This is a genomic window from Pseudomonas sp. HY13-MNA-CIBAN-0226 (genome assembly GCF_040310305.1).
In the GTDB taxonomy this organism is placed as follows: Bacteria; Pseudomonadota; Gammaproteobacteria; order Pseudomonadales; family Pseudomonadaceae; genus Aquipseudomonas; species Aquipseudomonas gregormendelii.
The window spans coordinates 239,269-253,368 of the sequence record NZ_JBEOPS010000003.1 but is presented as its reverse complement, the minus strand read 5'-3'; the positions used below and the strand labels follow the sequence as shown (position 1 = coordinate 253,368).

Annotated in this window: 15 protein-coding genes; 7 read left to right on the top strand and 8 right to left on the bottom strand. The window is 60.9% G+C overall.

Going from position 1 to position 14,100, the window contains the following annotated elements:
- Positions 1-11 precede the first annotated feature (11 nt).
- Positions 12-905, top strand: a complete 894-nt coding sequence (locus AAEZ05_RS04970) for a DMT family transporter (protein ID WP_350646726.1) — start codon at positions 12-14, stop codon at positions 903-905.
- A 1-nt stretch (position 906) separates the two neighbouring features.
- Here the strand turns inward: AAEZ05_RS04970 and AAEZ05_RS04965 are convergent, their stop codons facing one another.
- The gene (locus AAEZ05_RS04965) at positions 907-1,950 is read right to left on the bottom strand and encodes an FUSC family protein (RefSeq protein WP_350646757.1); all 1,044 of its coding nucleotides are present in this window, start codon (positions 1,948-1,950) and stop codon (positions 907-909) included.
- A gap of 44 nt (positions 1,951-1,994) precedes the next feature.
- A complete protein-coding gene (locus tag AAEZ05_RS04960; protein WP_122839543.1) occupies positions 1,995-3,620 on the bottom strand; it encodes an NADP-dependent glyceraldehyde-3-phosphate dehydrogenase in 1,626 nt (541 codons plus the stop codon).
- A 277-nt stretch (positions 3,621-3,897) separates the two neighbouring features.
- On the opposite strand from AAEZ05_RS04960, the gene AAEZ05_RS04955 reads away from it, so the two are divergent.
- Positions 3,898-4,935 (top strand): GGDEF domain-containing protein, encoded by a 1,038-nt coding sequence (locus AAEZ05_RS04955; protein ID WP_082069110.1) that lies wholly within the window; start codon positions 3,898-3,900, stop codon positions 4,933-4,935.
- Positions 4,936-5,188: 253 nt separating this feature from the next.
- Complete coding sequence (srmL, locus tag AAEZ05_RS04950; protein ID WP_045057644.1) at positions 5,189-6,337, top strand: PheS-related mystery ligase SrmL; 1,149 nt, start codon at positions 5,189-5,191, stop codon at positions 6,335-6,337.
- A gap of 56 nt (positions 6,338-6,393) precedes the next feature.
- Here the strand turns inward: srmL and AAEZ05_RS04945 are convergent, their stop codons facing one another.
- A complete protein-coding gene (locus AAEZ05_RS04945; RefSeq protein ID WP_045057645.1) occupies positions 6,394-6,672 on the bottom strand; it encodes a hypothetical protein in 279 nt (92 codons plus the stop codon).
- Positions 6,673-6,856: 184 nt separating this feature from the next.
- Here AAEZ05_RS04945 and AAEZ05_RS04940 point away from each other — a divergent pair, with 184 nt between their 5' ends.
- The 3 genes from AAEZ05_RS04940 to AAEZ05_RS04930 all read left to right on the top strand — a co-directional run bounded on the left by AAEZ05_RS04940 (position 6,857) and on the right by AAEZ05_RS04930 (position 8,549).
- Positions 6,857-7,018, top strand: a complete 162-nt coding sequence (locus AAEZ05_RS04940; protein ID WP_160298059.1) for a hypothetical protein — start codon at positions 6,857-6,859, stop codon at positions 7,016-7,018.
- 92 nt (positions 7,019-7,110) lie between these two features.
- Positions 7,111-8,193 carry a hypothetical protein gene (locus AAEZ05_RS04935; protein ID WP_045057646.1) on the top strand — a complete coding sequence of 361 codons (1,083 nt, stop codon included), beginning with the start codon at positions 7,111-7,113 and terminating at the stop codon, positions 8,191-8,193.
- A 2-nt stretch (positions 8,194-8,195) separates the two neighbouring features.
- The gene (locus tag AAEZ05_RS04930; protein ID WP_045057647.1) at positions 8,196-8,549 is read left to right on the top strand and encodes a DUF1428 domain-containing protein; all 354 of its coding nucleotides are present in this window, start codon (positions 8,196-8,198) and stop codon (positions 8,547-8,549) included.
- A 14-nt stretch (positions 8,550-8,563) separates the two neighbouring features.
- Here AAEZ05_RS04930 and AAEZ05_RS04925 read toward each other — a convergent pair whose 3' ends face one another.
- Positions 8,564-8,758 (bottom strand): hypothetical protein, encoded by a 195-nt coding sequence (locus tag AAEZ05_RS04925; RefSeq protein WP_045057648.1) that lies wholly within the window; start codon positions 8,756-8,758, stop codon positions 8,564-8,566.
- 60 nt (positions 8,759-8,818) lie between these two features.
- Between AAEZ05_RS04925 and thpR the strand changes: the two genes are divergently transcribed.
- Positions 8,819-9,358: an RNA 2',3'-cyclic phosphodiesterase gene (thpR, locus tag AAEZ05_RS04920; RefSeq protein WP_350646725.1), complete on the top strand. Its 540-nt coding sequence runs from the start codon at positions 8,819-8,821 to the stop codon at positions 9,356-9,358.
- 222 nt (positions 9,359-9,580) lie between these two features.
- On the opposite strand, the gene AAEZ05_RS04915 is transcribed toward thpR, so the two are convergent.
- From AAEZ05_RS04915 to AAEZ05_RS04900, 4 genes are all read right to left on the bottom strand, one after another.
- Positions 9,581-10,678 (bottom strand): polyamine ABC transporter substrate-binding protein, encoded by a 1,098-nt coding sequence (locus AAEZ05_RS04915; RefSeq protein WP_045057650.1) that lies wholly within the window; start codon positions 10,676-10,678, stop codon positions 9,581-9,583.
- 216 nt (positions 10,679-10,894) lie between these two features.
- Positions 10,895-11,776 carry an ABC transporter permease subunit gene (locus tag AAEZ05_RS04910; RefSeq protein WP_045057651.1) on the bottom strand — a complete coding sequence of 294 codons (882 nt, stop codon included), beginning with the start codon at positions 11,774-11,776 and terminating at the stop codon, positions 10,895-10,897.
- Positions 11,773-12,654 (bottom strand): ABC transporter permease subunit, encoded by an 882-nt coding sequence (locus AAEZ05_RS04905; RefSeq protein ID WP_350646756.1) that lies wholly within the window; start codon positions 12,652-12,654, stop codon positions 11,773-11,775. The genes AAEZ05_RS04910 and AAEZ05_RS04905 overlap by 4 nt, the downstream gene beginning before the upstream one ends.
- A 29-nt stretch (positions 12,655-12,683) precedes the next feature.
- Positions 12,684-13,826, bottom strand: coding sequence for an ABC transporter ATP-binding protein (locus tag AAEZ05_RS04900; RefSeq protein ID WP_205894210.1), 1,143 nt, complete (start codon positions 13,824-13,826; stop codon positions 12,684-12,686).
- Positions 13,827-14,100 lie beyond the last annotated feature (274 nt).

The window sequence follows — 14,100 nt, the reverse complement described above, 5'->3', positions numbered from 1 at the left end:
GGAGTCACATGATGGACAAATCAATCCGTCGCGGGTCATTCGAGATGACCGCCGCCATGCTTATTTCCGGCACCATCGGCTGGTTTGTACTGGTGTCCGGGCAGTCGGTGCTGGACGTGGTGTTCTGGCGTTGTGTGTTTGGTGCCGGCACCTTGCTGCTGATCTGCGCGGCCTTTGGTTTCCTGCGTCCCGGCCTGTTGACTCGCACCACGTTCCTGCTGGCGGTGCTTAGCGGCGTGGCGATTGTCGGCAACTGGGTGCTGCTGTTTGCGTCCTATTCCCGGGCATCGATTGCCATCGGTACGGCAGTGTACAACGTCCAGCCGTTCATGCTGGTGGGGCTGGCGGCGGCGTTCCTCAACGAAAAAATTACCCTGCAGAAACTGTTCTGGCTGGGCATTTCGTTCATGGGGATGCTGGCGATTGTCAGTGCCCACGGCACTCAGGGCGAGAGTGGTAATGACTACCTGATGGGCATCGCGCTGGCGCTGGGTGCGGCGTTTCTGTACGCCATCGCCGCCTTGATCATCAAGCGCCTGACCGGTACTGCGCCGCATTTGATCGCGTTGATCCAGGTATGTACCGGGGTTCTGCTGCTGGCGCCGTTTGCGCATTTTTCCGCGCTGCCGCAAGCGCCGAGTGCCTGGGCCAGCCTGGTGACGCTGGGCATTGTTCATACCGGGGTGATGTATGTGTTGCTGTATGGGGCGATTCAGAAATTACCCACGGCGTTGACCGGGGCGTTGTCCTTTATCTATCCGATTGCGGCGATCTTTGTCGATTGGTTTGCCTTTGGTCATCAACTGCAAATGCTGCAGTGGATTGGCGTCGGCGCGATTCTGCTGGCGGCGGCGGGTATGCAGCAGGGGTGGGGCCTGGGGTTGCGCCATCGGGTGGCGCAGTAGGTCAGATACTCCACCGCGGCGCTGTCTTCGCCAGGCGTTGGCGCATCTGGTCGACGTTGGCCAGCAGCTGCAAAATCAGTAACCGGTTACCGTCCAGCGCGCTGTACACCGGCGCGCCCAGGCTGGGGGCTGGCGTCGGCTCTACAGGCCGGTTGAGACGCTGGTACGCGCCGGTTTTCAGTGCCCGGGCCATGCCCACCAGCTGCACTCGAATCAGCCGGTGCTCGGCTTTCAACAGGGCTTGCAACTGGCCCATGGCAGCTGGATCACTGGCCTCGGGGCGGGTGTTGGCAAGTATTTCCAGGGTCGACACGCACATGCGCAGGTTGCGCTGCAGGGCGTCGAGTTCGCTCATGGAAACCTTCACTTCCTTGGACACCGAGGGCATCAGCGAGCGCAGTTGCACCATCACGTTGTTCAACCGGCCCATGAGTCGATGGTGCTCGTCGTCCGTGACCGACTGGCCGTTGATGATGCGCCCATAGAGGGTCGCGCAGTCGCGCAGGGCATCGGCCAGGTTGTAGCGCCAGGAGAACACCGCGTACAGCGGCAGGGCGAAGGAAAACGCCAGCGCCAGGGCAATCCCGATGAGGATGTCGACCCCGCGCCACAAGCCATCGCTGACCGGGTTGTCCCCATGGCCTGCGACGATAAATACAGTGATGCCCGCCAGCAGTGCGGTGTAACCGCCTTTGCCGATGGCGTGGTAGGAGAAAAAACCGCAGACCACCGACATCGCGAAATAGGTCAGCCACGGCATTCCCAGCCAGCTCTGCTGCAGCACCAATAGCAGGCCGATAGTGGCACCGACCAGTGTGCCGACGGCGCGCTCGGCGGCTTTTTTGCCGATGTTGCCGTGATGCTGCAAGCCCCCGATCACCACCAGCATGGTCACCGACGCCCACTCGCCATGGGGCAGGTTGATGCCGGTGGTGAGCAGGATCGACGCCAGCAGCCCGAGCGAAACCCGCACCGCATGGATCAGCCTGGCGTGTTGGTAACGCCGGTACGGGTCCAGCAACGGACGCAGTAACCGGCGCAGCAGGGGTGGCAGTCGGTGCGTTCTGAATAGGGTCAGATCGGCTGTCCTCAGAAGATGTAGTCGGTCGTCAGGAAGCTTGAATTACGCCCGCTGATGATCTCGCTGATGAGTTCCTTGTTGTTTTCCTGGAACTTGGTCGCCACCAGTGTGCGGATCGAAAACACCCGCAGGGCATCATGCACCGACAACGTGCCTTCTGCAGAATTCTTGCGACCGTTGAACGGGTAGGTGTCCGGTCCCCTCTGGCACTGGGCATTGAGGTTGATCCGGCCGACCTGGTTGGCAAAGGTGTCGACCAGCCGGCCCACCGCCACCGGGTTGGTGCCGAAGATGCTCAGCTGCTGGCCGAAATCCGATTCCAGCACGTAGTCGATCACCGTATCCAGATGACGGTACGGCACGATCGGCACCACCGGCCCGAACTGTTCTTCCTGGTAGACACGCATCTGCGGCGTCACCGGGTACAACACCGCCGGGTAGAAGAAGGACGCGCGGGTTTCACCGCCGTTGGGATTGACCACGCTGGCGCCTTTGCTCTGCGCATCGGCCACCAGGGCGTGCAGGTAATCGACCTTGCTCGCTTCCGGCAGGGGGGTGAGGGACACGCCGTTTTCCCACGGCATCCCGGGTTTAAGGGTGGCAAGTTTGGCGTTGAACTTCTCGATGAAGGCATCGACCACGTCTTCATGGACGAACAGAATCTTCAGCGCGGTGCAGCGTTGGCCGTTGAACGACAGCGAACCGGTCACGGCTTCGTTGACGGCGTTATCCAGATCCACTTCCGGCAGGACGATGCCGGGGTTCTTTGCATCCAGGCCCAGGGCCGCACGCAAGCGGTGCGGTTTGGGGTGGAGTTTTTTCAGGTCACTGGCGGCCTTGTTGGTGCCGATAAACGCGAAGATGTCGATCTTGCCGCTGGCCATCAGCGCGCTGACGGTTTCGCGACCGCTGCCGTAGATCACGTTGATCACCCCGGCCGGGAAGCTGTCGCGGAACGCCTCCAGCAATGGACGGATCAACAGCACGCCAAGCTTGGCCGGTTTGAACACCACGGTGTTGCCCATGATCAGGGCCGGAATCAGCGTGGTGAAAGTTTCGTTCAGGGGGTAGTTGTAAGGCCCCATGCACAACGCCACGCCCAGCGGTACGCGCCGGATCTGCCCGAGGGTGTCCTGTTCCAGCTCGAACCGGCTGGAGCGGCGATCGAGTTCCTTGAGCGCATTGATGGTATCGACGATGTAGTCGCAAGTGCGGTCGAACTCTTTTTCCGAGTCCTTGAGGTTTTTGCCGATTTCCCACATCAGCAACTTGACCACCGCCTCGCGCTGTTCGCGCATGTGCCGCAGAAAGGTCTCAACGTGCTGGATGCGCTCGGCCACGCGCATGGTCGGCCACAAACCCTGGCCCCGGTCGTAGGCGCGCACGGCGGCGTCGAGGGCGGTCAACGCGGTCTCGGCATCCAGCAGCGGCGTGCTGCCAAGGATCACCTGCTGGTCGCCCTGATCGCTGCTCAGGTACACCGGGCTTCGCACTTGGGCGAGGGGGCCGTTCCAGGTTTTCAGTTCGCCGTCGACCAGGTACTCACGTTGTTCGGTCTGGCCCTCAAGGCGGTATTTCTCCGGGATGCTGCCGGCTTCAGGGAACAGGTGGTCAAGGATATGTGCAGTGGTCATGTCGCTACCCCGTCTGGATTGGCTGATGCGCAGATGAAACGTTTTAGCAGACCTGGCCCGCGCTTGTCATGGTTGATGTGCGCGGCGGCTGGGAAAGCGCAGCCGTTGAGCAATCCGATTCACTGGAAAAGCCTAGCCCTTGTTGGGGTGTACGGCGCCAGGGTAAACCCGTCTTTTTTTCGCAGTGAATTATGGCCAGTGGCTATGCGTGCTTCGGACGGACGGTTATGCTCCGGGGGTTTTCTATTTGCCAATGATGAATAACTACAGTGACGTTATGAGCCAATCAGAGACGCGAGCGACTGTTCTAGCGCTGTACCCGGAAGACTCCCGCGAAGCTGCGGCGCTGCTCAAGCAGGCCGTCCCCCTGATGGTTCGTCACAATATCCCGCCTAACCCGGTGCACTACGCGCTGTGGTACACCTACAGCAAAGGCCAGGTGCCGGAGCTCAACCGCCAGCTGGACAAAGTACTGGAGGACTTCCCGCAGTTTCCGCCGGAGTCCGCCTCGAAGCTGTTTCGCGACTACATCATTCGTGACGAGCTGGAAGTGGCACGGGCGGGTCAACAGCAAGCCATCAATCTGGTCGATGACATGGCGCGAAACGTGTCGCGCAGTGTGGAGGGTAATCGCAGTTTCCAGACCAGTCTGGGTCACTGCCTGGACATGCTCGAGGCGCCCGCCGACGAGCGCTTGCCGGATATCCTCAGCGAACTGCAGCAAAGTACCCGGCTGATGCAGAGTCAGCAGGAGCGCTTCCTGTCCCAGCTGCACAGCGCCCAGGACGAGATCAAGAGCCTGCGCGACAAGCTCCAGCGCGCACAACTGGCTGCGACCCTCGACGGCCTGACCGAACTGCTCAACCGCGCAGCGCTCACGCACGTTCTGGAACAGGCGTTGGCCAGGCCATCGCAAGGGTTCGCGTTGGTAATCCTGGATATTGACCACTTCAAGCAGTTCAACGACCAATATGGTCACCCCTTGGGCGACCGGGTGCTGCAGCATGTCGCGCAAACCCTGCGCAACGCCTTGCCGGCCCATGCCCATGCCGCGCGATATGGCGGCGAAGAGTTCTGCGTGGTGCTGGAACAGTGCCCCGACCACGCCACCGCCCGGGCCTTCGCCGAGCAATTGCGGCTGAAGATCCAGTCCCTGCGCATCAAGACCCGCGGCGATGGCAAGCTGCTGGACACCATCACGGCGTCATTCGGTACCGCCTTGGCCCAGCCCGACGACACCCTCGACAGTCTGTTGGTCCGCGCTGACGATGCGCTGTACCGGGCCAAGCATAATGGGCGCAATCAGGTGATGTGATGAGTGGCGGGGCAGGTGATGTTGATGTCGGATGTCACGGCCTCTTCGTCGGAATGCCGCCCGGAGCAAGCCCGCACCACAGGGAGGTCGCGGTCAGCAGGACCTCGTCGGTAGGACGCGTCTGTAGCGCCATTCTGAAAATGCTTTTTTGCGCTTTTTTCGGTTGTGACAGGTCACCTCGTGTCGTTACGTTAACCCGCAGGCTTCATTGTTCAGAGGAGGCCGGGGACAACTGTCGATAGAGGATCACCTAGTGCAAGCACCCAAGAAATTCCTGGCGTATGCCGCCGTCCACCAAGCCCTGACCCAGGTCGATCTGACCGAAAAAGGTAGCCCCGACCACGCCGTGCGACTGCTGGTCGACGAGGTCCTCGGGGGGCTGGCGGCGAAGGGCTGGCCCGTGGCGCAGGAGTTGACCGGTCCGAGGATTGTCTCTGCCGAAGATAATTACGGTCTGCTCGGTTACGAGCCCGCAGAAGTCAGGCTCGGCAGTGCGCACACCTGCTGGGTGGATGAGTTCTCGCTGCTGCGCACGCAAACCACCAGCCAGATTCCTGCCGCGCTGCAGCGAGTGGCGGCATTGCGCCAGCCGGGGGAAACCATCCTGCTGGCCGCACCGGGGATTACGTTCCGGCGCGACAGTCGCGATCGCTGGCATTGTGCGCAGCCGCACCAGATGGACATCTGGGTGTTGGGCGATCCGTCGTTGTCGACTCGAGAACATCTGCTGCGCCTGGTCGACGATGTGATGCAATCGGCGGTACCGGAAAAATCCTGGATCTTCACCGACAGTCGGCATCATTACACCGAGGGTGGAATCGAAGTAAGCGTGTTGAATGAGCGCATTCCGGTCGAGGTCCTGGAGTGCGGTCTCATTGCCAAATCGTTAATGCAGCGACTGGATATCGATCCGCTGCGCCACGGCGGATTGGCTGTAGGCATGGGCCTGGATCGCCTGACCATGTTGCGCAAGGGCATCGCGGATATTCGCCTGTTGCGCGACCAGAACGAGCAAGTGCAGGCGCAGATGCACGACCTCAAGCCGTGGGTCGCCGTGTCACGTTCGCCGGCGATTGCCCGGGATGTTTCGCTGGGGGTCACGCCAGGGCTGAGTGAGGAGGTGTTGACCGAACGCATTTGCCTGGCTGCCGGCAAGTGCTCTGGCTGGATTGAGGAGGTACAGCTCAAGAATCGCTGGAAATATACCCAGTTGCCACCTCATGCAATTGAACGGCTGGGCATACTGCCGGGCCAGGAGAGCGTGCTGCTGCGTGTGGTGTTGCGCAATTGTTCGAGGTCGATCACCACCGCAGAGGCCAATAGAGTGTATTCGGTGATCCAGTCAGCATTGCATGAAGGGGTTCCGGGAAAGGGCAGCAGGATGAATCTGAGCACGATCTGAGCACCCAGGCGCGCATCAGCGCGTCGATCGTGCTACACCGGGCTGGCCCTGAACGATCAGCGCACTATCCGCTGCGCCTGTTGCGAAGGCCGTGCCGCTTGCGCGGTAGTAGCGTGGTTGGCCAGATGGTCGGCCAGCACGTCGTTGAGGAAGCGGAACTGGTCGTTTAGGCCGACCACTTCGTTACTGAAGTGATTGGCGGCGGCCGGCATCAGCAGGTCTTCAAACTGTTTGTCGAACACCAGCGCGAACACTTTGCGCGATGCCACTTGCTGGGAATAGTAGTTATTGCCAAACACCGGAAAGCTCACGGAGAGGGTGACGGAGTGGATCATGACGGTTGCTCCTCGGACAAGATGAGCCAGGAAAAAATGCTCAGCGTGACGGCCGTCAGGGCCAGGCAGGTCAGGAGATGAATCAACATGATGGGCCCCTCCGGATTGGGGTGATGGCTTGATGGGATTGATCCTACGCTGACGAAATTTTTGCGGAAGGCATTCGCGGCGATGGTGGTTATCGATGGGAATGATGGTCGGTTTTGGCGGTGTACTGACCGACGCCATCGCGGGCAAGCCCGGCTCCCACAGGGATGTCCGCCGTACACAACTGCTGCGTCCACCACCAATACCTGTGGGAGCGAGCCTGCTCGCGATGGCGGTGCTGAAAGTAAAAACGATCTGAAGGCGCACGCCACCGCCGCCTATACTCAAACCACAATCCCTGCGAGCGCCGAGCATCCTGTTTGGCCTCACGTTTGTCAGGAAGCCGCGACCTTGAACCTGCGTTCGCTGATCGTCGCCGTGCTGTTGGTCGTGGCGGGATGCGCCACGCCTGAGCGTGCGCCTGTCAGACAACCCCCGATCATCGTGGCGCAGGCCACGTGGCAACAGGTGGATCGAGAGATCGTGGCGGCCTCCCGGTCGGCCACTGAGCAAGCCAAAGTCTTCGCGCGTGGCTCCATGGAGCATTGGCGCACGCGAATCTACGAGCAGACTGAAGAGAACTTCATCCCCTGGTTCAGCAGCTACTGGACCCAGGAATGGATGTCGATGAAGGTCAGCTGGTACACCATCAGCGCCAAGGGTGAGCAGGACGCCTCGGCCAATCGTCTCGCGCAGTACCTGCTTGATGAATACCAGGAAAGGGTGCTGGCGCCGGTGGCCGTCGAGGTCGACCCGGATGCGATTCTGCATCAGGCCACCGAGTTCTACGTGCAGCTCATGGGCCAGCAGCTGCAGGTGATTGCGCAGCGTCATCGCGTGCCCATGGACCAGCTCAACGCCCGCGCCAACAAGATCCCGGCCATTGCCCTGGGCCCGCCGGCTGCGCGGGACGCTTCGCTTTATCAGGTCATTCACACCGACCTCAATACACTGCCGGCGTATTCGGCGCTGATCGAAAAAATTCACGTGGCCGGTGGTGACAGGGGCGTGGGTTCGACGGATACGGCCATGGCGCCCGTGGCCAAGCGTGCCAGTCAACGCATGGAGGCCGAAATGGCCCCGCGCGGCGCCGCCAGTGCCGTGGCCGCAGCGGCCGGCAAGCTGGCGGGAGGCCTGATCACCGTGGGGGTGGCGGGCATACGCGCAATCATCCGGGCCAACGACCGCCCCGACAGCGAGGCGCTGATCCGCAGTAGCCTGGGCAACACCTTCGACAAGGCCTGGCAGAAGCTGGTGCAGAACCCGACGACCGGAGTGATGGCCGGCACCTTGTACATGGCGGGGCAGGTGGAGGGGAACCTTGGCGGGAGGGTCGAACAGCCGTCGGTCGGATCCCAAGGCGCAGCTGTCGACTGGAGCCCGACGGAATCGACTATCCAGCAGCTCGACCCTCTACCCCCGGCAGGAGAATAACCATGTCTTACGTTGATGGCTTGATCGCTGCGGTACCCACCGCCAATCGTGAAAAATTCAGGAAACACGCCGAGTCTGCCGCGGTCATCTTCAAGGAAAACGGTGCCTTGAGCGTTGTTGAATGCTGGGGCGATGATGTGCCCGACGGCAAGGTCACGTCGTTCCCCATGGCGGTGAAACTCAAGGAGGACGAAACCGTGGTGTTTTCCTGGATCGTCTGGCCGGACAAGGCCACCCGCGATGCCGGCATGAACAAGCTCATGTCCGACCCGCGCATGCAGCCGGACGTCAACCCGATGCCCTTCGATGGCCAGCGCATGGTGTTCGGCGGATTTAACATGATCGTGCAGGCCTGAGGCCGGGCGCAGGGTCACTCCGCCGACGGGGTGATCCTGCAGCTCTTGCGGTTGCGGATTTCGATGTCCGTCGGTCGCTCTTTGATAAACTCAAAACGCGGTTCACCTTCGCTATAGTGAACCAGCCATCCCCAGTCCAGCTCGGACTCGTCCTGACCCGGCCGCGGTGGCATTGCCCACCAGGGTTCCTTGCTGATGATCTCTCGCATGACCCGCTCCCGTTGATGGGGTTGTCTGAACTATAACTTGCCTATCAGGAGCTGCCAGGCATGAGCGAAGAAGCCCACGAGCCGACCAAGCGGCTGTTTTTCGCCCTGGACTGCGCACCTGCCCAGCGCAAGGCCATCGCCCAATGGCGCAGCGCGCTGCAATTGAGGACCGGGCGCCCGGTGCCGGCGGAAAATTTTCACCTGACACTGCTGTTTCTCGGTTCGGTCAGCGTGGCGCAGATCGCCGAGATCTGCACGGCGGCTGGCAAGGTTGCGGTGCCGGATGAGCCCCTGCGGGTTGAACTTGATCGTCTGGATGCCTGGCGTCGGGTGGGCGCGCTGGTGCTGGCGTCGGAGCAGGCACCTGCGCCGTTGCTGCGCCTGGTGTATGGGCTGGAACAAGCGATGCTGCCGTTCGGGCTGGAGAATGCGCCAACGGAGTTTCGCCCGCACCTGACGCTGATGCGCGATTACCGGGCGCAGGTGCCCGAGTCAGCGACGCCACCGGCGTTTTTTCTGCGGGCTGATCGATTCGTTTTGTTTGAGTCCCACAAGGGGCGTTATCGGGCGCTGGCTGACTGGCCGTTCGGCGGCGCATAAAAAAAGCGCCCGAGGAGGGCGCCAAATTCACCTGAGCCGAGGGAGCCAGGTGAGGCCGTTCTTCATGAAAGAAATGCAGCGGTGGTAAGGCGCTGCCGGAACGGAAAATTTTTGCCGGAGGTACCCGTAGGAGCTGCCGCAGGCTGCGATCTTTTGATCTTCATAAGACCAGAACAGATCAAAAGATCGCAGCCTGCGGCAGCTCCTACGCGAGCAGTCGTGCTATTTGCCGAGCTTTACCCGGGTCCAGCCCCGTGTCATCACCCGCTGAACCCCGATCGGCATATCCGGAATGGCATACAAGGTCGCGATGACCGCCTGGGACGGGTACGACCCCGGGTCATCGCGAATCGCCTCGTCCACCAATGGCGTCGCCGCCGAATTGGCGTTGCTGTAGCCGATGTTGTTGGTGATCTCGGCAATGATGTCCGGGCGCATCAGGAAATTCATGAACAGGTAGGCGTTGTCGACGTTCGCCGCGTCCCGGGGGATCGCGACCATGTCGTAGAAACTGCCGGCGCCTTCCTTGGGAATGCTGTAGTCGACCGTCACCTTGCCGCCGGCCTCCTGGGCGCGAGCCTTGGCCTGCAGCACGTCGCCGGAGTAACCGACGGCCACGCAGATATTGCCGTTGGCCAGGTCGGAGATGTACTTGGAGGAATGAAAGTACGCCACCGATGGCCGAATCTTCATGAACAGCGCCTCGGCTTCGGCGATCTGCGCCTTGTCCTGGGAGTTCACGGGATAACCCAGGTAGTGCAGGGCGGCGGGGAGCATTTCAGTCGGTGAATCGAGGAAGCTGATGCCGCAGGCTTTGAGCTTTTGCGCATTTTCCGGTTTGAACAGCAGGTCCCAGGAATTGGTCGGGGCGTTGGCGCCGAGTACTTCCTTGACCTTCTGCGGGTTGAAGCCGATGCCGATCGAACCCCACATGTAGGGGAAGGCATGCGCGTTATTCGGGTCGCTGGCGGAGGCGTTTTTCAACAGCACCGGGTTGAGGTTTTGCCAGTTCGGCAGCTTCGACTTGTCCAGCTCCTGATAAACGCCAGCCTTGATCTGCTTGGCGAGGAAACTGTTGGACGGCACGACGATGTCGTAGCCGGATTTGCCGGCGAGCAGCCGTGCCTCCAGGGTTTCGTTACTGTCGAACACATCGTAGGTGACACGAATACCGGTCTCGTCTTCGAACTTCTTCACGGTGTCCGGGGCGATGTAGTCCGACCAGTTGTACACGCGCAGCACCTTGTCATTGGCCTGGGCGCCGGTGGCGATTGCGCCTGATAAAGCCAGTATCAGCAAAGTCCTGCCAAACATTTTCATCGGTACAACTCCATTTCTTTTTATTCAAGTACGCAAAGCAACATTGCAATCAACCTAAAACCGTCCGTCGACGTCCCCGTCACTCCCCAGGACCCCGCAGGACCCTATCGGACCCCGCCGGACCCCGTAGGAGCTGTCGAGTGAAACGAGGCTGCGATCTTTTTTGCTTCTATAGAAGCGAAGATCAAAAGATCGCAGCCTGCGGCAGCTCCTACATCAAGCGGTGGCGCCCACCGTTTGCTTACCAGGCTGCCACGACTCGCTGGCCGTCTGGTCCATCGCTTCCTGGATCGCGCGTTTGCGCGTGGCTTCAGCGCGACGACTGAAATACCAGACCATGAACGTCACGATCGACACCGCCAGCAGAATCAGGCTGGCGACCGCATTGATCTCAGGTTTCACCCCCAGGCGCACCGCCGAGAACACTTCCATCGGCAGGGTCGTCGAGCCTGGCCCGGAGACGAAGCTTGCCAGCACCAGGTCATCCAGCGACAGGGCAAACGACATCATGCCGCCGGCCGCCAGTGACGGCGCAATCATCGGAATGGTGATCAGGAAAAACACCTTGAACGGCTTGGCCCCCAAGTCCATGGCGGCCTCTTCGATGGACAGGTCAAGCTCCCGCAAGCGGGCGGAGACTACCACCGCGACATAAGCGGCACAAAAGGTGGTGTGGGCGATCCAGATAGTGACGATGCCACGCTCCATCGGCCAGCCGATCAACTGCGCCATAGCGACGAACAGCAGCAACAGCGACAGGCCCGTGATCACTTCCGGCATCACCAGGGGCGCCGTGACCAGGCCGCCGAACAGAGTGCGACCCTTGAAACGGGTGACCCGCGTCAGCACGAACGCCGCCAGGGTCCCCAGCGCCACCGCCGCAATCGCGGTGTAGCAGGCGATTTCCAGCGAGCGCAGCACCGAGCCCATCAGCTGGGTATTGTCGAGCAGGCCGACGTACCACTTGACCGACCAGCCCCCCCACACCGTCACCAGTTTCGAGGCGTTGAACGAGTAGATCACCAGGATCAGCATCGGCAGATAGATAAACGACAGGCCGAAAATCAGCATGAACTTTGAAAATCCGAAGCGTTTCATCCCCGACCCTCCATCTCTTTGGCCTGGCTACGGTTGAACAACAGGATTGGCACAATCAGTATCAACAGCATCACCACCGCCAGGGCGGAAGCCACCGGCCAGTCACGGTTGTTGAAGAATTCCTGCCACAGCACGCGGCCGATCATCAGGGTCTCAGGGCCGCCGAGCAGTTCCGGAATCACGAACTCGCCGACCACTGGAATGAACACCAGCATGCAGCCGGCAATGATGCCGTTCTTGGCCAGCGGCACGGTGATCTTCCAGAAGTTGTTGAAGTTGCTCGAGCCCAGGTCAGAGGCCGCTTCCAGCAGGCTGTTGTCATGTTTGACCAGGTTGGCGTACAGCGGCAGCACCATGAACGGCAGGTACGCGTACACCACGCCGATGTAGACAGCGGTGTTGGTGTTGAGGATCTCGATCGGGTGCGAGGTCAGGCCGGTCCACATCAGGAAAGCGTTGAGCAGCCCGTTGTTGCTGAGGATGCCCATCCACGCATACACGCGGATCAGGATCGCGGTCCAGGTCGGCATCATGATCAGCAGCAGCAGGACGTTTTGCGTTTCCTTGCTCGCCTTGGTGATCGCGTAGGCCATCGGAAGACCGAGCACCAGACACATCAGGGTGCTCAGGAACGCCACCTTGAGCGAACCCAAGTAGGCCGAGATGTACAGCTCGTCCTGGGTCAGCAACGAGTAGTTGCCAAGGTTGAGCAGCAGCTGGAATTTCTGCTCGGCGAAGGTGTAGATCTCCGAGTACGGCGGAATGGCCAGGGCCGCTTCCGAGAAGCTGATCTTCATTACCAGAAAGAACGGCAACAGGAAGAACAGGCACAACCACAGGAACGGAATGCCGATGACCAGTTTGCGCCCGCTGGGCACCAGTCTGAGGAACTGCTGGTTGAAGGTTCTCATGAGCGCAGTACCACGCCGCTGTCGTCTTCCCACCACACGTAGACTTGGTCGTCCCAGGTCGGGCGCGCGCCACGGCGTTCGGCGTTGGCCATGAACGACTGCACGATCTTGCCGCCGGGCAATTCAACGTAGAACACCGAGTGGCCGCCGAGGTAGGCGATGTCGTGGACTTTGCCCTTGGACCAGTTGTAGCGGAATTCCGGTTGGGTGGTGCTGACCAGCATTTTTTCCGGGCGGATGGCGTAGGTGATCGACTTGTCCTGGACGGAGGTGCTGACACCGTGGCCGACGTAGATCTTCTGTTCCAGGTCCTTGCTGTGAATGATCGCGTGACCCTCTAGGTCCTCGACCACGGTGCCTTCGAAGGCGTTCACGTTGCCGATGAATTCGCACACCATGCGGCTGACCGGTGCTTCGTAGATGTCCACCGGGCTGCCGATCTGGGCGATCCAGCCCAGGTGCATGATCGCGATGCGCTGGGCCATGGTCATGGCCTCTTCCTGGTCGTGGGTCACCATCACGCAGGTCACGCCGACCCGCTCGATGATCTCCACCAGTTCCAGTTGCATCTGCGAGCGCAGCTTTTTATCCAGTGCGCCCATCGGCTCATCGAGCAGCAACAGCTTCGGGCGCTTGGCCAGCGAGCGGGCCAGGGCCACGCGCTGACGCTGGCCGCCGGACAGTTGATGCGGCTTGCGTTTGGCGTATTGGGTCATGTGCACCAGGCGCAGCATTTCCTCAACGCGGGCGTCGATTTCGCTGGCAGGCAAACGGTCCTGCTTGAGGCCGAAGGCAATGTTCTGCGCCACGGTCATGTGCGGGAACAGGGCGTACGACTGGAACATCATGTTGATCGGCCGTTCGTACGGCGGCATGTCGGTGATGTCGACGCCGTCGAGCAGGATGCGTCCTTCGGTCGGCCGCTCGAAGCCTGCGAGCATGCGCAGCAGGGTCGATTTGCCGGAGCCGGAACCGCCGAGCAAGGCGAAGATCTCGCCTTGATGGATCTCTAGCGAGACGTCATCGACTGCGGTGGTTTCGTCGAATTTCTTGGTGACGCGGTCGACTTTCACCAGCACCTTTTTCGGTGCCTGGTGACCTTCAAGAGCCTTCCTGTAGATGCTGGAGGCGTTTGCCATGTGAAACTCCCAACAGGTTTCAGTCGTCGGGCCAACGCGGCCTGACTTAAGAGTGAATTGCAAACCTGGGCTGTCAGCTGATGGCGACCCCTGTAGGAGCTGCCGAAGGCTGCGATCTTTTGATCTTGAAGAACAAAGTCAAAAGATCGCAGCCTTCGGCAGCTCCTACGGGGGCTACCCCATCGGCCCTGGCTTGTTCGGCGCCGCCATCCTGGCTGCCTGGGTCGTACTTGTTGTTATCGCAGTGTGTTGTTTCGCCAGTCACGGGTGCGCA